Annotated in this window: 19 protein-coding genes; 6 read left to right on the top strand and 13 right to left on the bottom strand. The window is 57.5% G+C overall.

Annotated elements, in window-relative coordinates; all coding sequences use genetic code 11:
• The 3 genes from BQ5353_RS12970 to BQ5353_RS01100 all read right to left on the bottom strand — a co-directional run.
• Window positions 1-1,122: indolepyruvate ferredoxin oxidoreductase subunit alpha (locus BQ5353_RS12970; protein WP_162273094.1), on the bottom strand; the 1,122-nt coding region annotated here is incomplete at its 3' end.
• Between the two features lie 14 nt (window positions 1,123-1,136).
• Window positions 1,137-1,700 (bottom strand): tRNA 5-(aminomethyl)-2-thiouridylate-methyltransferase MnmM, encoded by a 564-nt coding sequence (locus BQ5353_RS01095; RefSeq protein ID WP_083386308.1) that lies wholly within the window; start codon window positions 1,698-1,700, stop codon window positions 1,137-1,139.
• Window positions 1,690-2,646, bottom strand: a complete 957-nt coding sequence (locus BQ5353_RS01100; RefSeq protein ID WP_054331102.1) for a tRNA modification radical SAM protein MnmL/YtqA — start codon at window positions 2,644-2,646, stop codon at window positions 1,690-1,692. Before BQ5353_RS01100 ends, BQ5353_RS01095 begins: the two co-directional genes overlap by 11 nt.
• A 190-nt stretch (window positions 2,647-2,836) precedes the next feature.
• Here BQ5353_RS01100 and ptsP point away from each other — a divergent pair, with 190 nt between their 5' ends.
• From ptsP to BQ5353_RS01130, 6 genes are all read left to right on the top strand, one after another.
• Window positions 2,837-4,540, top strand: coding sequence for a phosphoenolpyruvate--protein phosphotransferase (ptsP, locus tag BQ5353_RS01105; protein WP_071427124.1), 1,704 nt, complete (start codon window positions 2,837-2,839; stop codon window positions 4,538-4,540).
• Window positions 4,541-4,700: 160 nt separating this feature from the next.
• Complete coding sequence (locus BQ5353_RS01110) at window positions 4,701-5,144, top strand: MarR family winged helix-turn-helix transcriptional regulator (protein WP_071427125.1); 444 nt, start codon at window positions 4,701-4,703, stop codon at window positions 5,142-5,144.
• Window positions 5,145-5,157: 13 nt separating this feature from the next.
• A complete protein-coding gene (locus BQ5353_RS01115) occupies window positions 5,158-5,655 on the top strand; it encodes a GNAT family N-acetyltransferase (RefSeq protein WP_054331099.1) in 498 nt (165 codons plus the stop codon).
• Window positions 5,656-5,966: 311 nt separating this feature from the next.
• Window positions 5,967-6,491 (top strand): manganese efflux pump MntP, encoded by a 525-nt coding sequence (locus BQ5353_RS01120; protein ID WP_143117250.1) that lies wholly within the window; start codon window positions 5,967-5,969, stop codon window positions 6,489-6,491.
• 193 nt (window positions 6,492-6,684) lie between these two features.
• Window positions 6,685-7,518: a M55 family metallopeptidase gene (locus tag BQ5353_RS01125; RefSeq protein ID WP_071427126.1), complete on the top strand. Its 834-nt coding sequence runs from the start codon at window positions 6,685-6,687 to the stop codon at window positions 7,516-7,518.
• A 157-nt stretch (window positions 7,519-7,675) separates the two neighbouring features.
• Window positions 7,676-8,188, top strand: coding sequence for a ferritin (locus BQ5353_RS01130; protein ID WP_071427127.1), 513 nt, complete (start codon window positions 7,676-7,678; stop codon window positions 8,186-8,188).
• A gap of 117 nt (window positions 8,189-8,305) precedes the next feature.
• Here BQ5353_RS01130 and BQ5353_RS01135 read toward each other — a convergent pair whose 3' ends face one another.
• The 10 genes from BQ5353_RS01135 to lsrF all read right to left on the bottom strand — a co-directional run bounded on the left by BQ5353_RS01135 (window position 8,306) and on the right by lsrF (window position 19,094).
• Window positions 8,306-9,007, bottom strand: a complete 702-nt coding sequence (locus tag BQ5353_RS01135; RefSeq protein WP_071427128.1) for a gamma-glutamyl-gamma-aminobutyrate hydrolase family protein — start codon at window positions 9,005-9,007, stop codon at window positions 8,306-8,308.
• A 265-nt stretch (window positions 9,008-9,272) separates the two neighbouring features.
• On the bottom strand, window positions 9,273-10,562 hold the full coding sequence (locus BQ5353_RS01140; RefSeq protein WP_071427129.1) for an adenylosuccinate synthase: 1,290 nt from the start codon (window positions 10,560-10,562) through the stop codon (window positions 9,273-9,275).
• Window positions 10,563-10,590: 28 nt separating this feature from the next.
• A complete protein-coding gene (purB, locus tag BQ5353_RS01145) occupies window positions 10,591-12,027 on the bottom strand; it encodes an adenylosuccinate lyase (protein WP_071427130.1) in 1,437 nt (478 codons plus the stop codon).
• Window positions 12,028-12,050: 23 nt separating this feature from the next.
• Entirely contained in the window at window positions 12,051-13,466 is a 1,416-nt protein-coding gene (gene purF, locus BQ5353_RS01150; RefSeq protein WP_083386314.1) for an amidophosphoribosyltransferase, read from the bottom strand.
• Window positions 13,466-14,176: a phosphoribosylaminoimidazolesuccinocarboxamide synthase gene (gene purC / locus BQ5353_RS01155; protein ID WP_054331095.1), complete on the bottom strand. Its 711-nt coding sequence runs from the start codon at window positions 14,174-14,176 to the stop codon at window positions 13,466-13,468. Before purC ends, purF begins: the two co-directional genes overlap by 1 nt.
• A 369-nt stretch (window positions 14,177-14,545) precedes the next feature.
• Entirely contained in the window at window positions 14,546-15,535 is a 990-nt protein-coding gene (locus tag BQ5353_RS01160; RefSeq protein ID WP_071427132.1) for a D-isomer specific 2-hydroxyacid dehydrogenase family protein, read from the bottom strand.
• Window positions 15,536-15,635: 100 nt separating this feature from the next.
• Window positions 15,636-16,277: a 5-bromo-4-chloroindolyl phosphate hydrolysis family protein gene (locus BQ5353_RS01165; RefSeq protein ID WP_071427133.1), complete on the bottom strand. Its 642-nt coding sequence runs from the start codon at window positions 16,275-16,277 to the stop codon at window positions 15,636-15,638.
• A gap of 126 nt (window positions 16,278-16,403) precedes the next feature.
• Window positions 16,404-17,585, bottom strand: a complete 1,182-nt coding sequence (locus BQ5353_RS01170; protein ID WP_054331093.1) for a toxic anion resistance protein — start codon at window positions 17,583-17,585, stop codon at window positions 16,404-16,406.
• A gap of 281 nt (window positions 17,586-17,866) precedes the next feature.
• The gene (locus BQ5353_RS01175; protein WP_071427134.1) at window positions 17,867-18,187 is read right to left on the bottom strand and encodes a hypothetical protein; all 321 of its coding nucleotides are present in this window, start codon (window positions 18,185-18,187) and stop codon (window positions 17,867-17,869) included.
• A gap of 22 nt (window positions 18,188-18,209) precedes the next feature.
• Window positions 18,210-19,094 (bottom strand): 3-hydroxy-5-phosphonooxypentane-2,4-dione thiolase, encoded by an 885-nt coding sequence (lsrF, locus tag BQ5353_RS01180; protein ID WP_054331092.1) that lies wholly within the window; start codon window positions 19,092-19,094, stop codon window positions 18,210-18,212.
• Window positions 19,095-19,098 lie beyond the last annotated feature (4 nt).

Genomic DNA, 19,098 nt, shown 5'->3' on the forward strand with positions numbered 1-19,098 from the left:
CCCCTCCCACCCTTGTGCGGTGAGAAGAGCCGCAGTTTTTCCCGCCTTCCCCGGCCGGGAGGCGGCAAACCCCATGGCCAGGGCAAGGGGCGAACCGGCGCCGCAGCCGTCCACCCCTTTCATCAGCAGGCCAGCCCCCAAGCTGAGGCAGCCGCTTTCCACAAACACAGAGGCTTTTTCCTTTTTTAAGGTGTAAAGCACCCCGCGCCAGGGGCATCCCGGGCAGAGCTGGGGCGGCCGGGCGGGCAGATCCGGGGAAATGGTCTCTTCGGGCGCCCAGGGGAGGCCGGGTTCCACTGGGATTCCCGCCTCGGCCAGGATGGGGGCGAGGTACCGGCCTTTTTCCAGGAGGTAAAGATGCTCCACCGATTGGGAGAACCGGCGGATCTCCTCCAGGTTTACCGGCCAGCCCATCCCCAGCTGGAGGACTGCGAGACGCTCCATCTGAGGGACGCTGTGGGCCATTCCGCCGGTGACGATCAGGCCGGTCTCCCCCTCCCCTTTTCTAGTGACACAAGGGGAAACTTCCAGCCAGGAGAGCAGCGCCTTCCGCCGTTCTGCCAACTGTATTTTCTGTTTTTCCGCCCCGGGAAGCCGGACAAACCGGCCGCTCTCCCGCTGGTAATCCAGGAGAGAGGCGCTCTGCCCTTGTGGAAACTCCACCATGCTGGCGGCATCCAGCAGCCATGGGCCCACTTCGGCCAGCACCGGCGCGGCGATCTTCCCGGAGAGGGCAAAGCCTTCCCCCAGGAGACTGGCGCAGTCCTGGGGCACAGCGGGGGTCAACAAGGGGAGCTCCAGCTGCTGCGCCAAAGGACGCAGGTCTGCGGGCGGCGCATCCTCTTGCCCCACCAAAAGAAAGAGGATCCCTCCACCACAGCCCAGATCGCTGATCCGGCTCAAAACGCCGGCGGAGGACGCCGACAAAACGCAGAGAGCCCTCGCTCCGGCGATAGATGTGCCAAAGGCCCGGTCAATGGCCTCCTCAGGGCGGGAGCAACCGGGTTCCTCAAGCAAATCCAAAAGGGAGGCAGTCTCCTGACGCCTCTCCCCAAAAACAAAACACACCTGGCCCTTCGCTGCTTGGGCGAGAGCTTCCCGCCCGGATTTCCATTCTTTCACCGAGATCATCCCCCTTATTTCTTGCGCTGTATGGCCACCAAAAACGGGGCGGAGGGCTGGTTGAGCAGCCGGTAGAAAAAGCTGTCAAACCGCCTGCTGTCCAGGCCCGCGGCAAGCCTCTGAACCAGCTCCCCCTCCAAGGCGCCCTCCCCATGGCCGGGGTAAACTGCCACCACCAGGACGCCGCCCGGTTTGAGCATCTCAGTCGCTGTCTGGATGGCGGAAAGGCTGGTCTCATGGCGGGTGGTCACCGCCTTGTCGCTGTGGGGCAGGTACCCCAGGTTGAACATCCCCCCATCGATGGGGCCCGTCACAAATTCCTTCACCCGGCTGTGGCAGGCGTGGATGAGGGTGTAATTCTCCCGGGCACCCCACTCTTTTAGATGTTTTCGGGTGCTCTTTACCGCCTCCTCTTGGATGTCAAAGGCGTAAACATGCCCCTCTTCCAGCCATTGGGAGAGGAAAAAGGTATCGTGGCCGTTGCCCATGGTGAAGTCCACCGCCACCCCGTCCCGCGGGACCAATTGGGTGATGAACTGCTTGGCCACATCTAATATTGAAGTCATGCTATAATCCATGTTCTTCCTCCCGGTATTTTTTCCCCTGCCAGCTGTCCCGCCGGGCAAGTTCCTTGTCAATCTCGTTGAGCACCTCCCGCTTGCGGACGCTCCACAAGGGGCCGATCAGCTTTTCCCGGTCCCCGTCGCCGGTGAGCCGCTGGATTACCACCTGGGGCGGCAGAAGCTCCAGCTGGTCGCAGACCACCGAGACATATTCCTCCCGGGTGAGCAGCGGGAATTCCCCCGCCCGGTATTGATCTGCGAGAACGGTGCCTTCCAGCACATGGAGCAGGTGGATCTTGATTCCCTGGATGGGCAGGCGGGCCAGCTGTTCCGCCGTCTTTCGCATCTCGTCCAAGCTCTCGCCGGGGAGACCGTTGATGATGTGGACACAGACCGGGATGCCCCTTTGGTGCAGCTTCCAAAACCCCTCCAAAAACTCCGCCGTGGTGTGGCCCCGGTTGATCCGTTCCCCCGTCTCGTCTGAAAAGGATTGGAGGCCCAGCTCCACCGTCAGATCGGTGCGGCGGGAGAGGTCTTCCAGATAGCCGCAGACCTCATCGGGGAGGCAGTCCGCCCGGGTCGCGATGGCAAGGCCCACCACCCCTGGGAACTTCAGCACCGGCTCAAACCGCTCCCGCAGAATCTCCACCGGGGCATAGGTGTTTGTCCGGGCCTGAAAATAGGGGATGTACTGGGCTTTCGGCCACTTTTGATGGAGAATGGCCTTCTGCTCCTCAAATTGCCGTGCCAGGCTGTGGGAGGGGTCACCGGCAAAATCCCCGCTCCCTTGGCTGGAGCAGTAGGTGCAGCCCCCCACCCCTTTGGTCCCATCCATGTTGGGGCAGGTGAACCCGGCGTTGAGGGGCACTTTAAACACCCGCCCGCCGTACCGGTGGCGGAGGTGGTAATGCAGCGTGTGGTAGCGCTTGTTGTCGTCGCTGTAAGCAAAAGGATTCTGCAAGCTGTCTCCCTCCTTTTCTCTTCCTACAAATTGTAGTGCATTCCCACCTATTTTGCAAGGGAGGGGATTTCGCCTGGAAGTTCCCCTTCCCATTTCATTTTCCAATGGATAATTTGGGAAAAGGCGGCCTTGCCTCTACCCTTTCTTCGTCAAATGTATTATAATATAAGAAATGAAAGGGGGGATTCTTGTGGTATTTACCGGAATCGGCGCATCCTCTGGTCTGGCTTTGGCCCCGGCTTTCTGCCTGACATCCAAACGGGGGCCTGTGGGAAGGGCTTCCTCCCGCAGTTTTGAGGAGGCCCGTGAGCAGCTAAAACGGCAGTATGACCAATCCATTGCCGCCCTGACCGGTGCTGGCCGCCGGGCTGAGGCGGAGGTTCTCCTCTGCCACCGGGAGATGGTATCAGACGTCCTGCTGGAAGAACGGGTCAACCAGGGGCTGATCCAGGGATTGGACCCCGCCGCCGCAGTGGAAAAAGCCTGCCACATCCTATGCCAGATGCTGGCCCAGGTAAATTCCGACTACATCCGCCAGCGGGCGGAGGATCTAAAAGATGTGTGCAGCCGGCTGATCTCCCTCCTGTGCCAGGAGGAGCTCCCCTCCCTGGCTGGTCTGGAGCGGGAGGTGGTTCTGGTCGCCCACCAGCTTTCCCCCGCTGACCTGGCAACCGCCGACCTCGCCTGCATCAAAGGGATTGTCCTCGCCGGGGGAACCCTGACCTCCCACATCGCCATTCTGGCCTGCAGCTTGGGAATTCCCGCTGTGGTGGGCTGCCCCCACGCTGTGGAGGCGGCCAAATCCGGGGAGCCCCTCTTTTTGGATGGAGCATCTGGCAAGGTGGAATGCGGACTCACCCATCGGCGGAAAACCGAACTGGCCCGCCTAGTCAAAGAGGAAGGGGAACGCGTCCGCCAGCTGGCCCAGCAGGCCCTCCTCCCCTCCGTTACAGCGGATGGGCTTCCCATCCGGGTGGAGAGCAGCATCTCCGACAGCCGAACCGCACAAAAATCGGTGGAGTACGCCGCTGACGCGGTGGGCCTATTGCGCACCGAATTCCTCTTCCACAACCGGGAATCCCTTCCCGGCGAGGAGGAACAGCTTCAATATTACCTAGAGATCGCCCGGCAGCTAGGGGGACAGAGATTCACCATCCGCACCCTGGACATCGGCGGGGATAAGCCCTCCCCCTGCATTCCCATCCCCAAAGAGGAGAACCCATTTCTTGGGACGCGGGGCATCCGGCTCACCCTGCGCCAACCTGAAATCCTCTTGTGCCAGCTGCGGGCCATCCTTCGGGCCAGCGCCCAGGCGGACATCCAGGTCATGTACCCTATGATCACCTCTTTGGAAGAGCTTCAGGCCGCCAAGCAATGGATGGACACCGCTAAAAAACAGCTGGCCCAGGAGGGGCTCCCCTTTGATCCTGCCATCCGGGAGGGCATTATGGTGGAGGTCCCATCCGCCGCCCTCCTGTGCGACCTACTGGCTCCCCACTGCGATTTTTTCAGCATCGGCAGCAACGATTTGGCCCAATACCTGCTGGCCGCCGACCGCAATGGGGAATGCCTTCCCCAGCTGGGGAGCTACCTCCACCCCGCGGTTCTGCGGGTGATTCAGATGGTGCTGGACCGCGCCGCTGAAGAGGGGATTCCCTGCTCCCTCTGCGGGGAGATGGCAAAAGATCCGCTGGCTACCCCTCTCCTCCTGGGGATGGGCCTGACCAACTTTGTGGTGACTCCCGCAGCCATCCCCGCCTTAAAAGAGGGGATCTCTAGGCTGGATACCGGCGTCTGCCGCAGGATCGCCCGCCAAGCCCTCGCCTGTTCCACCGCCGGGGAAGTGGTCCGCCTTCTCCAGATGGAAAAAGGACAGACCGTCCCCGCCCGATAAACCGACGCCCCCGCTCCTGTCCATTCGGAGCGGGGGATTTTGTTTTGCCCGCGGCTGCTTGCTTTTTTTTGTAAAATTCGATCCGTATTCCCTTGACTTTTGGCAAAGCTCTGGTATACTAAAATTAGTTGAAATTTCAACTAATTGGAGGCTGATATCCATGCTCAAAAGCGAGATCCTGCGGGAAATTGGCGCCCTTTCCCGCTCCATCCACAGCATCAACGATGCCGCGCTTCGCACCTACGGATTGCAGCGGGGGCAATTCCCCTTCCTCACCCGGATCTGTGAATCCCCCGGTATCACCCCCACCCAACTAGCCGCCGTGCTGCGGATGGACAAAACCACCACAACCAAGGCGGTGCAAAAGCTGGTCGAGATCGGCCTTGTCGCCAAAGAGCCCGATCCCCGGGACAAGCGGGGGTTCCGCCTGTTCCCCACAGGGGAGGCTCTTCGGCTGTACCAGACGATCCTCGACCTAGAAAACCACAATATTGAAACCTGCTTTGCCGGGTTCTCCCCGGAGGAAGAATCCCTTGTGCTGGACTTGATACGCCGGATGCGGGAGAACAGCGACGAAGAATGGCAGAGGCTGAAACACCCTTAAGGAGGCATCCCCTATGATCCGAAAAGCAGTAAAACAAGACGTGGAACCCATTATGGAGATCATCCGCGCCACCATTGAAGAGATGAAAAGCTACGGCAACACCCAGTGGAACGACCGTTACCCCCTGGCCTGCGATTTTGAAAAGGATGTGGAAAACGGCGACCTCTATGTGGATGTGGCGGAAGACGGCTCCCTGGCTGGGTTTGTCTGCATCAATAGCGTAGAACCCCAAGAGTACTCCCCCATGCCCTGGAAGTACCAAGGCCCTGTCTTGGTCGCCCATCGGATGGCGGTCAACCCACTATACCGGCGCAAGGGGATCGGGACCAAGCTTCTCGCCTTTGCCGAGCAGACGGCGCGGGATGCCGGTGCCGTCGCCGTGCGCACCGACACCAACTCCGTTAACGCCAAGATGAACGCCTTGTTCTGCAAATTGGGCTATGAGCTGGTTGGGCAGATTTCCCTTTTTGAGAACCCACATCTTTTCAATTGTTATGAAAAGCGGGTTTAGCCCTGCCTTTTTTGCCCATATTTGTGTCATCGGCCCTATGTTTCCCCCAATTTTACTGCCTCGAACCCTTGCATAATTGGAAAATTAATGTTAGAATGGGCTAAGATAAGGGAGTAGTTGGCGCAAAATTGCGTAACCCAGTCAACAAACTGGCCCTGCTTTGGGCCTGGCTGTGTTTGAAACAACGAGACTTGTCCCCGCTAAACAGCGGGGCAGGTCTCTTTTTTTGTGTTTCAGGACGCGCATTCAACCAGGAAAGGGGAAAACATATGAGTTTTTAGGAATTGATTCTGCTGGCGGTGGGCCTCTCCATGGACGCCTTCGCCGTCTCCATCTGCAAGGGGCTTTCGGTGCGCAAAGCAGGTGCGCGGGAGAGCGCCATCACCGGTTTGTATTTCGGCGGATTCCAGGCGATGATGCCGCTGGCCGGTTATTCCCTTGCCACCCATTTTTCTCAAATGATCACCAGTGTGGATCATTGGATCGCCTTTATCCTGTTAGGGCTCATCGGCGGCAACATGATCAAAGAAGCCTCCAGCGGGTGCGAGGAATGCGAACGGATGGATTCCTCCTTTGGCTGGCGGGCGATGCTGCCCATGGCCATCGCCACCTCCATCGACGCCTTGGCCATTGGAGTGACACTCGCCTTTTTGGAGGTAGATATCCTTCCCTCGGTGACCTTGATCGGCATCACCACCTTCTTATTCTCCGCCGCTGGGGTGAAGATCGGCAACCTGTTCGGAGCCAAGTACAGCACCCGGGCCGAACTGTTCGGCGGGGTGATCCTGGTGCTGATGGGGGGCAAAATCTTGATGGAGCACCTGGGCATTGTGTAACTTCATCTTCAAAAATAACAATTCCGCCTTACCCAACCAGGCAATTTTAAGCGCACCCGCTTAAAATTCCACAAATGTCTGAACTTATTTTCTGGACGGGATCTCTTTCTGCCAATTGAAAAGGAATATATTAGATGTTATACTATAAATAGTAATGCAAGGGGGCTTTTGCCAAAAAACAGGAGGTTGTAACATGAAAAAAGCATTTATCTCTGCTGATATTGAAGGGATGGAGGGCAACGTCTCTCGGCTGCAGTCCTGGAGATCTAAGCCTGACTACACCATTGCCCGCAAACGCTTAGCTGAGGATGTCAACGCCGCTATTCGCGCCTGCTTTGACTCGGGTTACGATGAAGTCTATGTCTGTGATGGCCATGGCGACATGGAAAACCTAATTTTAGAAGACATGGACCCCCGCTGCAAGCTCATTTCCGGCTCCATGCGCAACTCTTTACAGATGGAAGGCATTGACAGCACCTTTGATGCTTACATCTCCTTCGGCCATGCCGGCGCCGGACAACATGTGGGCGGCGTGTATGACCACTGCTTCAACGGCTTTAAAATTTACAACCTGCGCTTCAACGGAGTAACCATGAACACCGAGACCGTTGCTGACGCTCTGGTGGCCGGTTTCTATGGGGTGCCTCTGGTCTGCTGCATCGGCGACGTTGCTCTGGCTGAGGAATGCAAAGCCTTTGTTCCCAACATGGAGACTGTTGTGGTGAAAGAGGGCATCACCCGCTACTCTGCCGTGTCGATTCACCCCACCGTTGCCCGCAAGAAAATCTATGACGGCGTCATGGCTGCTCTGGCCCGCCGGGATGAGATTAAGCCCCTGCGCCTGGACAACATGGAAGAGCTGACTATGGAAGTGGATTATAAGGATTCCAATTCCGCTGACGCTGCTGTGCTCATCCCTGGTGTCAAGAGGCTCAATCCCCGCTCCGTCTCCTTCACCGGCGACCCTGAGACCGTATTTAAGCTTCAAGAGGTGTTGCTGTACCGCCTGCTGGATGTGGTGGAATAGGCAACAAAAAGCCGCTATTTTTGAACGGTGGGTCCCCTTTCCCTATTTGGAATCCGCATACTTTTTTCCAGTTGGGGAACAGTAGGGATGGAACCATTTACCCCATTTATGGGATGTCCCCGCCGGACATTCCACCAGAAAAAGGAGGCTGCAATTTATGTTGGATCCAACCATTGTCACCCTATTAGACGACCAGTTCGGCAAGGAGCTGTTCTCCGCTTACCTTTATCTCTCCATGGCAAACTATTACGAGGAGGCCAGCCTAAACGGCTTTGCCAATTGGTTTTTTGTCCAGGCCCAGGAGGAACGGGACCACGCCATGCTGATCCGCACCTACCTGCTGGATAACAACGCCAAGATGAAGATGGGCGCCATCAAAAACCCTGAAGGGGATTTTAAAGACTTCCTAGACCCTTTGAAGGCTTCCCTGGAACACGAGCAGTATGTAACCCGCTCCATCCATGAAATTTACGCTGCCGCCTACCAGGCCAAGGATTTCCGCACCATGCAGTTCTTGGACTGGTTTGTGAAAGAACAGGGCGAAGAAGAAAAAACCGTTGAAGATCTGATCCAGCGGTTTGAACTATTCGGCCGGGACCCCAAGGGCCTCTACTCCCTGGATCAGGAGCTGGGCGCCCGCACCTATGTCCAAGCAACTTTACAGGCTTAACTTCCCTATTTCCAGCAAGAAAGCGGACGCCTCCCCTCCCGCGCATGGGATTACCCTTTGCGCTGCGGCAGAGGAGGCGTCCGCTTTCTTTTATTTGCCCAAGCTGGATGCCAGAGCTTACTGGCAGTGGGCCGCAAACTCATCGAAGATGCGCTGGTGCTGTGGACGCAGGCCGGAGAGCAGTTCCGGGTGCCACTGCACCCCAACTACATAGCGGTGATCCAACGATTCAATCCCCTCAATCAGGCCGTCTTCACTGCGGGCGGAGACCACTAGCCCTCCGCCAAGGCGGTCAATCCCCTGGTGATGCAAGGTGTTGACCCGCAGCGCATTTGCCCGCACTGCCCGGTGCAACCGGGTGCCGGACTCCACCCGGACACTGTGGGCGAGGCCGTGAAGTTTCTCCACTTGTGAGTGATCCAGGGAACCGGGCCGCTGGGTAGGGATATCCTGGAAAAGGCTCCCGCCGAAGACCACATTCATCACCTGAAATCCCCGGCAGATGGCTAAAATAGGCTTCTCTTCCCGAAGTGCCAACCGAAAGAGTGGGAGTTCCATAGCGTCCCGCACCGAATCGATGGGGCCGCATTGAGGGATCCGCTCCTCTCCATAAAGGGCTGGTTCCACATCCGCCCCGCCGGTGAACAAAAACCCGTCGTAGGCCCGGGCGATCCACTCCAGTTCCCCCTGGCTCACCACTGGGGGCAGAACCACCACCTGAGCACCCGTCCGGCGCAACGAGGAAAGGTACATATGCTCCATATAACGTTGGTAAAGTTTTCCTCCCAGTGGCAGAACTGCAATAGTTGGCTGTTTCATCCAATCATCCCTTTCGGATTGTTTCTGGGCACACTGGCCCTTCCGGCGATACTGCTTTGGATTTGAGAAGCATCCTCCGCCAAAGGATTTGCCCGCGGCGTTTCACGAGGGGCTCTTCCCCAATGATCGCTTTGCGATCATTGTAACACAAAACCCACCCAAATAGATGAATTTTTGAAAAAGAATTGGATCCTGTCCGGTGTAAAAACTATAGAAGGGTAGAAAAAGGGGCCGGATGGCGTTCATCCAACCCCGAAAGAGATTCTTATTCTTCCATGATGTCGTATAGAGGGATGTTGTTCTCCCGATCCGGGCCCACCGACACCATAGAAATCCGCACCCCGGCCAACTCCTCCATCCGTTTCAAATACGACTGGCAGTTGGCGGGCAAGTCCTCAAACCGGCTGATGCGGGAGATGTCCTCCTTCCAGCCGGGGAGCACCTCATAAACAGGTTTCGCTCGGGCGACCTTCTCAACCGCCGCAGGGATGTGGCGCACCACCGTTCCATCCACCTCATACCCTGTGCAGATTTTCACCTCCGGCAGGCCGGAGAGGATATCCAGCTTGGTGACCACCAAATCGGTGAGGCCGTTGATCACCGCCGCATGGTGGACCACGTTCATATCCAGCCAACCGCAGCGGCGGGGCCTACCGGTGGTGGCGCCGTACTCCCCACCCCGCTCCCGGATGAGGGAACCGGTTTCATCCAGAAGCTCGGTGACAAAGGGACCCTCCCCCACCCGAGTGGAATAAGCTTTCACCACCCCGATGATGTGGTCTAATTTCTGGGGGGCGACCCCAGCGCCGGTACATACCCCCGCCGCTGTAGGCGAAGAGGAGGTCACATAGGGGTATGTGCCGTAGTTGATGTCCAGCATCGCCGCCTGAGCACCTTCAAAGATCACCGTTTTATCCTGGTCCAGCGCCTCATTCACTTCGGTCACCGATTCGATGATCCTGGGCAGAATCCGCTCCCGGGCTGGCTTCAGCTTTTCCAGCAGCTCCCCAGCGTCGAAGGGCTCGCCGCCGTAAACCTTGGTGATCATCTCATTTTTCAGCTCGACCACATGTTTCAGTTTTTGGGAGAATGCTTCCCAGTCCTCCAAATCGCAGACCCGCAGGCCGGTGCGGGTGTATTTATCCGCATAACAGGGGCCGATGCCCCGTTTGGTGGTGCCAATTTTCCGGGTGTCATCCCGGGCTTCCTGCAAACAGTCCAGCCGCACATGGTAGGGCAGCAGCAGGTGGGCCCGGTCGCTGATAAAAATGTGGTCGGTACAAATTCCCTTGGAGGCAAGGACATCCATCTCCTCCAACAGGACAAAGGGGTCCACCACCACCCCGGGGCCGATGATGCATTTGGCATTGGGGTTGAGCACCCCGGAGGGCAGCAGGTGGAGCACATTTTTCTGTCCGCCCGCCACCACGGTGTGGCCAGCGTTATTCCCCCCTTGGAAGCGAACGATACAGTCCGCCCGCTGGCTGAGGACATCGACAATCTTTCCTTTTCCCTCGTCCCCCCACTGGGTTCCGACGACAACATATCCAGGCATAAGAACGCCTCCTTTTCAAATCTCGATGTTAAACGGTCAGTTGAACCCGTTCGCCAAGCAAGTCTTTGTGCTCTTCCAGCAGGGGGTCAATACATCCGGTGAGGAACTCCTCCACCTGCTCCCCAGCCCTGCCAATGAAGTTTTGAGGGTCGAGAATCCCTTCGACTTCCTCCTGGTGAAGGCCGAAGCTGGGGTCGGCGCAGATCCGTTCGATCAGGTCGTTTTTCCCTCCATCCTCCTTGACCACCCGGGCTGCCTCAATGGAATGCTGCCGCAGCTTTTCGTGGAGTTCCTGCCGGTCTCCACCTTTTTTGACTGCGCTCATCATGATGTTTTCGGTGGCCATAAAAGGCAGTTCGCTCATCACTCGGGCGCGGATCACCTTGTCGTACACCACAAGGCCGTCGCAGACGTTCAGGAGAATCCCCAGGATGGCGTCGGTGGCCAGGAACGCTTCCGCCACTGCGATGCGCTTGTTGGCGCTGTCGTCCAAAGTGCGCTCAAACCACTGGGTGCCTGCGGTAAAAGCGGGGTTGAGGGCGTCTATCATCACATAGCGGGCCAGGGCGGTAATCCGTTCGCACCGCATGGGATTGCGCTTGTAGGGCATGGCGGAGGAACCGATCTGGTGGGCTTCAAAGGGCTCCTCCATCTCTTTGAAGTTTTGCAGGATCCGCATGTCACCAGAAAATTTCATGGCGCTTTGGGCGATGCCGGAGAGGGTGTTTAAAACCATGGAATCCACCTTGCGGCTGTAGGTCTGCCCACAGACGGGGATCACCTTGTCAAAGCCCAGTTCCGCGGCGATGGCCTGCTCCATGGCCTTGATTTTGACCGAATCCCCGTCAAACAGTTCCACAAAGCTGGCCTGGGTGCCGGTGGTCCCCTTGATGCCCCGCAGGGCCAGGTTGTCTAGGCGGTGCTCCACCTCCTGGTAGTCCATATAAAGCTCGTTCACCCACAGGGTGGCCCGCTTGCCCACTGTGGTCAGCTGGGCGGGCTGAAGGTGGGTGTAAGCCAGGGCGGGCATATCTTTGTATTTTCTGGCAAAAGCCGCCAGCAAGGCGATGACGCTCAAAAGCTTGCGCCGCACCAGCTGGAGGCCCTCCCGCATGATCAGAATATCGGTGTTGTCCCCCACATAACAGCTGGTGGCCCCCAGGTGGATGATCCCTTTTGCCTCAGGGCATTGGACCCCATAGGCGTAGACATGGCTCATCACATCATGGCGGGTTTCTTTTTCCCGGGCGATGGCAACTTCATAGTTGATGTCGTCCTTGTGGGCTTCCAACTGGGCGATCTGCTCCTCAGTGATGGGCAGGCCCTGGGCCTTCTCCGCCTTGGCGAGGGCAATCCACAGCCGGCGCCAGGTCTTGAATTTATTGTCCTCTGAGAAGATATACTGCATCTCCCGGCTGGCGTACCGGGTCTCAAAAGGGCTGATGTACCGGTCATGTTGTTCCATAAACCCACGTCCTTTCCTTGTTGTTAAGCTTCAAACCGGCATTTATCCCCCACCGCAGGCGGCGGCACCGGATAGTTGCCGGTAAAACAGGCATCGCAGATACTGTGGGTGAAGTGGGGGACCAGGTTGGGCAGGTCCTCCACCCCCAAATATCCCAAGCTGTCCACCCCGATGATCCCGGCGATCTCCTCCACCGAGTGGCGGCAGGCGATGAGGTTTTCTCTGGAATCCACGTCCACCCCAAAATAGCAGGGATAGAGGAAGGGCGGCGAGGAGAGGCGCAGGTGGATCTCCTTGGCCCCGGCATCCCGCAGCAGTTTGACAATCTGCCGGCTGGTAGTTCCCCGGACAATGGAGTCGTCGATAAGCACCACACGCTTCCCTTGGACGGTGCTGGCCATGGGGTTGAGCTTGATCCGCACCGCATTTTCCCGCTGTTTCTGCCCTGGGGCGATGAAAGTGCGGCCGATGTACCGGTTTTTCACAAACCCGACCCCATAGGGGATGCCGCTCTCCTGGGAATACCCCAATGCGGCGTCCAGCCCGGAATCGGGGACGCCCACCACCACATCAGCGCGGACAGGGTGCCGCCGGGCCAGCAACACCCCCGCCCTTAAACGGGCCTCATGGACACTGCACCCGTCGATGACCGAATCCGGCCGGGCAAAATAGATGTATTCAAAAATGCACTGGGAACCCCGTCTGCCGCAGTGGGATTTGTGACTGGTAATCCCCTCCTGGCTGGCGACTACGATCTCACCGGGTTCAATGTCCCGGACAAAGACAGCGCCCACCGCATCCAGGGCACAGCTCTCGCTGGCGAAGAGAACGCTCTCCCCCAGCCGGCCCATGCAGAGGGGGCGGAACCCCATAGGGTCCCGGGCGGCAATCAGCTTGCGGGGGCTGGTGATCACCAGGGAATAGGCCCCAGACAGCCGGTGCATGGCGGCCTCCACCGCCGCTTCGATGCTGGGCGCGGTCAGGCGGGCCCGGGTGATGGCGTGGGCGATGACCTCTGTGTCCGAGGTGCCGTAGAAAATGTCCCCTTGAAGCTCAAACTCCTCCCGCAGCTCGGTGGCGTTGGTCAGGTTGCCGTTGTGGGCCAGAGCCATATTCCCCTTGCGATGGCGGATGAGCAGCGGCTGGGCATTTTCCAGCACCTGACTGCCTGTGGTGGCATAACGGCAATGACCAATGGCAATCTGCCCCCGCTTCATCGACTTCAGCAGGGATGGTTGGAACACCTCACCAACCAGGCCCAAATTCTTGTAACAGGAGATCACCCCCCGGTCGTTGACCGCGATTCCGCAGCTCTCCTGGCCCCGGTGCTGCAAGGCATAGAGGCCGTGGTAACTGGCCGAGACCACATCCACCCCGTCAGGGCTGTAGATCCCGAATACTCCGCACTCCTCATGGAGTTCCGACTGCCACTCCATCATTATTCCCCCATCAGGCGCTTCATAACCTCTTGGTATGCGCCTTCCGCATTGCCCAAATCCCGGCGGAACCGGTCTTTATCCAGTTTTTCCCCTGTTGTGCTGTCCCAAAAGCGGCAGGTGTCGGGGCTGATCTCATCGGCCAGGATCACGGCTCCATCGGGAGTGCGGCCAAATTCCAGCTTAAAATCGATGAGGTCGATATCCGCTTCCTTCAAATACCCCCGCAGGATGTCATTGATCTGAAGGGCATAGGATTGGATTGCCTTCATCTCCTCCGGGGTAGCCAATCCCATGGCATAGACATGGGTCTCGTTGATCATAGGGTCGCCCAGTTGGTCGTTTTTATAACTGTACTCCAGCACGGTGGAAGCCATAGGGGTCCCTTCGGGAAGGCCCATCCGCTTGGCCAGGCCACCGGCGGCGATATTGCGCACTACCACCTCCACCGGGATGATCTCCACTTTTTTCACCAAGGTCTCCCGGTCGGAGAGCTGCTGCACATAGTGGGTCGGAATGCCCTTGGCCTCCAGCATCTGCATCAAGAAGTTGGTCACCTTGTTGTTGATGACCCCTTTGCCTTGGATCGTCCCTTTTTTCAGGCCGTTGAAGGCGGTGGCATCGTCTTTGTACTGCACCAGATAGAGATTCTCATCATCGGTTTTGAACACTTTTTTGGCTTTGCCCTCGTAGAGCTGCTCCCGTTTTTCCATTGCAAAGTACCCCCTGTTCAAAATGAAAAGGGCCGAGGTGCAGTTGCACCTCGGCCTTGTTTTTTAGAAATCTGCTTTTGGGGTATACGGGGTCCATGCGATTTTGCGCAGCGCATATTTGCAGCACTTTTGCATAAAGCACAACCTCCTTCTTGCTGTATCTCCCAAAAAGCCGATCCAAACGCCCGCTTGGATCACAGGGTTTATTTTAGTGGATATGGGGCAAGAAATCAATCTTTTTTGAATAGTTTGCCGCAGGTTCAGTGGGTTCCATAGATGGAAAAGGATTTTAAAGGAATTTTTTGTATTTTTCTACCAAACCCTCTTTCTGCAAGTGGAAACAGTTGGAATTTCATTTCCAAAAAAGATCTACTCGGCGGTGACTTCCAACGGGCAGACGCCCCCCTCCTCGAACTGTTTGAGGCTAGTGAGGGCGTTGCGCACCATGTCATCCCCTGCCTGGTCGGTGTAAAAGGCGATGTGATGGGTCATGGTCACATTGGGGAACTGGCGCAGATAGGCCATAGCCTGGTTTTGCAGGATGCTGCACCGGTGGTCCTGGAAGTAGATTCCCCCTTCCCCTTCGATGACATCCAGTCCCAAAGCGCCGATTTTCCCCAATTCCACCCCTTCGATCAGGGCCTGGGTGTCCATCAGTTCCCCGCGGGCGGTGTTGATGAGGACCACCCCGTCCTTCATTTTTTTGAGGCTCTCCCGGTTCACCATATGGCGGCTCTCCTCATTGAGAGGCACGTGGAAGGAGAGAATGTCGCTTTCTGCAAAAATCTCCTCCAAAGAGACATACTGGGCAATCCCCTCCAGCTCCTCGCTTGGATAGGGGTCATAAGCCAGGATCTTGCACCCAAACCCGGTGAGATTTTTCGCCACCGTCCGTCCGATGTGCCCAGTGCCCACAATACCCACTGTCAAGCAGCGCAGCTCCCGCCCCTGGAGCCCGTCGATGGTGTAGTCGTTGACCCCTTCCCGGGCGATGGCCTGTTTGGCGTGGCGCAGGCACATAAGCATGAGCAGCACTGCAAAGTCGGCCACCCCGTTGGGGGCATAGGCCCCTTTACTGACCCGGATGCCCAGCTCCTTGGCGGCGTTCAGGTCAATGTGGTTGTAGCCGATGCTGCGGCAGGCGATAAACTTCACCCCGTTGCCGGCAAGGGCTTCCATCAGCTCCCGGTCCAGTCTGCCAGAGCCGGAGATGGAAACCCCTTCGCACCCTTTGGAAAGCTCTGCATTTTCCAGAGACAGGGTTTCGGTGCAGCGGATGACGGTGCAGCCCAGCTCCTTTTCATACCAGTCAAATGCCGCTGTTTCATATGGGCGGCAGGAATAAGCGGCGAGTTTCATACAAATATCCCCCTTTGATTGTCTAATTGTAATTCCAGTATATCGGTTTTTCTAGGCATACGCAACAAAAACCGGACGGTCTCCCGCCCGGTTTTCCCCCTCACAGGGTGAGATTGATTTTATTCTCCCCGTTTTGGATGACAAAATCCGCATCGGTCAATAGGCCGTCCTGCTTGCAGGAACTGGTCATGACCTCCATCTCCACCGAGAGATCCAGCATATCGTCCTCATAGAGGTTGGCATGCTGTTTTTCCATGGCGGATTTGATCTCTTTGAGATGCTTTTCCACCTTGTCCCGCTGGTCAGTCATAGTGCCGCTGCGCTCAATCCGCTCATATTTTTCCAGGATTGCCTGGAAGGTGGGCAGATAGTAGTGGAAAAACCGCTGTACCCCGGGGATGTTTTCTGGCTGCTCCCCCAGGGCGTCCAGGATTTTTTTAGCCGTTTTACAAATGGCCACCGCCTCGTCCTTGATGCCAGGGTCGTGGATGCGCAGTTCCACCTTCCAAATAGCGTCTAGGTATTGGTTGCCCTCGGCGAGGACCTGCTGGAGCATGGCGGCCCGCTCCTTAGAAGCAGGGGCCTCCATCTCGGTTTTGCGGGGGCGGAACACCACCCACATCAGCCCAAACACGGCTGCTCCAGCCAGGAGGCCCAAGGGCCAATTTTCTGCAAACAGCCACACCACTGCGCCGGACAGGATGCCCAACACGCCGGGGAGGAGGTAACGGTTTAGATTCATACAGGAAACTCCTATCGTTTCAAGTGGATATGATATGTGGAAGCGCAGGGAGGATGGCAAACCAGGTTCCTCCTGCCAGAGGAAGCCCTTGGGTGCGGGATTTCCCCGCACAGCAATTCTCCCCTTCTATCCCCGGATATCCAGTAGCTTCTGCTTCAGCTCGCCTTCGATGCGGCCCAACTCCGCTTCGGCAGCGCGGCGTTTAGCACGGCCGTCCTCCTGGATTTTGACTACCTCGTCCAGGGTGGAGATCAGCTGTTGGTTGGTGTATTTGAGAGTCTCCAGGTCCACGATGCCCCGCTCGCTCTCCTTGGCCGCTTCCACTGTGCCCATTTTAAGGGTGTCCGCATTCTTCTTGAGGAGTTCATTGGTCATATCGGTGACTGCCCGTTGGGCCTCCATCGCCTCCCGGGAGTGGGCGATGCCCAAAGCCAGCACCATCTGGTTTTTCCACAAGGGGATGGTGTTGACCAATGTGGACTGGATCTTCTCCGCCATCAAGGCGTCGTTGTTCTGCACCATGCGGATCTGGGGCGCCATCTGGATGGATACCATCCGGGTCAGCTCCAGGTCGTGGAGTTTCTTCTCAAACCGGTCGCACATGGCGGCAAAGTCATTGGCCGCCTGGGCGTCCTCCGCCAAGCCGGATCGCTGGGCTTTGGCTTTCAGCTCTTCCAAAGTGGTGGAGCGGACATCGGCCAGCCGCTTTTTGCCGGCGAGGATGTACATGGTCAGCTCTTTAAAATAGGTCAAATTGAGGGCATACAGCTTATCCAGCATAGCAATGTCCTTCATCAGCTGCACCTGATGGCCGTCCAGCACCCCGGCGATTTTCTCCACATTGAGTTCCGCTTTGTCATAGCGGGCTTTCATCTTCTCCACCTGGTTGGTGGCTTTTTTAAAGAGGCCAAAGAACCCGCCTTTCTCCTCTTCTTCCAGGGAGAAGCTCTTGAGCTCCACCACCAGATCGGTGATCGCATCCCCCACCTCGCCCAGGTCTTTGGTCCGCACACTCTGAAGGGCGCTTTCTGAGAAGGCGGCGATCTTCTTCTGGCAGGCTGCTCCGTATTGCAGGACGATGGTGGAGTTATTCACGTCGATCTTCTCGGCAAAATCGCTGACCATCTGCCTCTCCTCCGGGGAAAGGGAACTTTCGCTGAGATAGTCCGGGTTCTCCTCCGGGGCGGTGGCCAAGGCTTCCTCCGCCGCAGGCTTCAGCGCCAGGGAACTCTCCTCATAGGGTTCCAAGGTCAGCACGGGGGCGGCTTCCCCCAGCTCTAATTCGATGGGGTTCTTCTCGTTGGGCATGTGGTCTCCTCCTTTAATATCCCCGTCCCCTGTGGGACAAAGTTGGTCGTTCCAAACAACAGGCAGCTTCCTGGGCCTGTCAGATTCAGCCATATTTGTCTTTCATTATACACGGTTTCCCAATCCAGCGCAACAAAACTTCTCCCGGCGGATGGCAAAAGCCCCCTGGGAATCTGAGGGGTCTGACGGTTCCGCTCTCCCAGGGAATGTCCCTATAAAAAAGCGCCGGATGCAGGCACATCCGGCGCTGGGCAGGTACTTTTACAGGGGAAAGAATCCCGCTATTTCTCCTCGTACAGCTCGATGATGGCGTCGTCCTGAATCACAAAGGCGATGCGCACCCCAGGGCCGATTTCCTGCGGCCCGAAGATGATCCGGTCGGCGGCGTCCAAATAGGGCTTCATGTCGTCCACCTTATAAGCCACATGGGGATTTTTGTGCATGATCTCCGGGAAAGGGGTTCCCTCCTCAAATTTCAGGTACTCGATTTTGTAATCGTAATCATCCACGTTGCTAACCCAGAATTTCATGGCCTCGTTGTAGGTCATGCCGGGTTTTTTGTTGGTCACCGGGATGCCGATGTGCATATAGGTTGCAGACATGGGGATCGCTCCTTTCACAAGATTACTTGCTGTTCTTCAGGTCGAGGAAATATTCGTAGGCCAGTTTATCGGTATAGCCTTCGTGGACCACCTTGGCGATGGCTTTGGTCATGGCCAGCGGGTTCTCCGACTGGAAGATGTTCCGGCCCATGTCCACCCCGTGGGCCCCTTCGCTGATGGCGCGGTAAGCCATGGTCAGGGCCTCGTCCTCGGGGATCTTCTTGCCTCCGGCGATGACAAGGGGCACCGGGCAGGCGGCAGCCACCTTTTCAAAATCCTCACAGTAATAGGTTTTGACGAAACTGGCGCCGGTCTCGGCCAGGATGCGGGTGGCCAGGAGGAAGAACCGGGTATCCCGGGCCATCTGCTTGCCCACCGCTACCACCCCCAGGGTGGGGATACCGTACTTGGTTCCGGCGTCCACTGTGCGGGAGAGGAGCTCCAGGGAGTTGCTCTCCCCCGGGGCGCCGATGAAGGTCTGCACCGCCATGCAGGCGGCGTTCATGCGGATGGCGTTTTCAATGTCGCAGGAAAAGCCTCCGCCGGCGCTCATCTCCTCTTTGACTACCGAGGAGTCGTAGGTGACCCGCAGGCAGAGGGCCTTGTCGGTAGTGGGAGGGATACAGCTGCGCAGCGCGCCGCGGGTGGCCATCAGCACATCCACATCGTCCATCAACGGGGGGATGGTGACGTCCAGCCGCTCCAGCCCGGCGGTGGAACCCATGATGTAGCCGTGGTCAAAGGCCAGCATCACCGTGTTGCCCGACTTGGGGTTGAAGATGCGGGAAAGCCGGTTTTTCATCCCCCAATCACAGTGGTTGAGGCCCTTGAGGTAAAAGCCCTCCTGGGCGGGTTTTACATCCAGGTGATAATCTTTGGCAACTTTGTTGCCCTGGTTGTCAGCCATGTTG

The organism is Merdimmobilis hominis (assembly GCF_900104615.1).
GTDB classification, from domain to species: Bacteria; Bacillota; Clostridia; order Oscillospirales; family Ruminococcaceae; genus Merdimmobilis; species Merdimmobilis hominis.

Bases quoted from the DNA above. Each gene is read 5' to 3' on its own strand.
- BQ5353_RS01115 (WP_054331099.1), top strand. From the start codon at position 5,158: ATGATCCGAAAAGCAGTAAAACAAGACGTGGAACCCATTATGGAGATC.
- purF (WP_083386314.1), bottom strand. From the start codon at position 13,466: ATGATGGAGTGGCAGTCGGAACTCCATGAGGAGTGCGGAGTATTCGGG.
- BQ5353_RS01130 (WP_071427127.1), top strand. From the start codon at position 7,676: ATGTTGGATCCAACCATTGTCACCCTATTAGACGACCAGTTCGGCAAG.
- BQ5353_RS01135 (WP_071427128.1), bottom strand. From the start codon at position 9,007: ATGAAACAGCCAACTATTGCAGTTCTGCCACTGGGAGGAAAACTTTAC.
- purC (WP_054331095.1), bottom strand. From the start codon at position 14,176: ATGGAAAAACGGGAGCAGCTCTACGAGGGCAAAGCCAAAAAAGTGTTC.
- BQ5353_RS01140 (WP_071427129.1), bottom strand. From the start codon at position 10,562: ATGCCTGGATATGTTGTCGTCGGAACCCAGTGGGGGGACGAGGGAAAA.
- BQ5353_RS01120 (WP_143117250.1), top strand. From the start codon at position 5,967: ATGGACGCCTTCGCCGTCTCCATCTGCAAGGGGCTTTCGGTGCGCAAA.
- BQ5353_RS01125 (WP_071427126.1), top strand. From the start codon at position 6,685: ATGAAAAAAGCATTTATCTCTGCTGATATTGAAGGGATGGAGGGCAAC.
- BQ5353_RS01165 (WP_071427133.1), bottom strand. From the start codon at position 16,277: ATGAATCTAAACCGTTACCTCCTCCCCGGCGTGTTGGGCATCCTGTCC.
- lsrF (WP_054331092.1), bottom strand. From the start codon at position 19,094: ATGGCTGACAACCAGGGCAACAAAGTTGCCAAAGATTATCACCTGGAT.
- BQ5353_RS01175 (WP_071427134.1), bottom strand. From the start codon at position 18,187: ATGTCTGCAACCTATATGCACATCGGCATCCCGGTGACCAACAAAAAA.
- BQ5353_RS01095 (WP_083386308.1), bottom strand. From the start codon at position 1,700: ATGGATTATAGCATGACTTCAATATTAGATGTGGCCAAGCAGTTCATC.
- BQ5353_RS01110 (WP_071427125.1), top strand. From the start codon at position 4,701: ATGCTCAAAAGCGAGATCCTGCGGGAAATTGGCGCCCTTTCCCGCTCC.
- BQ5353_RS01160 (WP_071427132.1), bottom strand. From the start codon at position 15,535: ATGAAACTCGCCGCTTATTCCTGCCGCCCATATGAAACAGCGGCATTT.
- purB (WP_071427130.1), bottom strand. From the start codon at position 12,027: ATGGAACAACATGACCGGTACATCAGCCCTTTTGAGACCCGGTACGCC.
- BQ5353_RS01170 (WP_054331093.1), bottom strand. From the start codon at position 17,585: ATGCCCAACGAGAAGAACCCCATCGAATTAGAGCTGGGGGAAGCCGCC.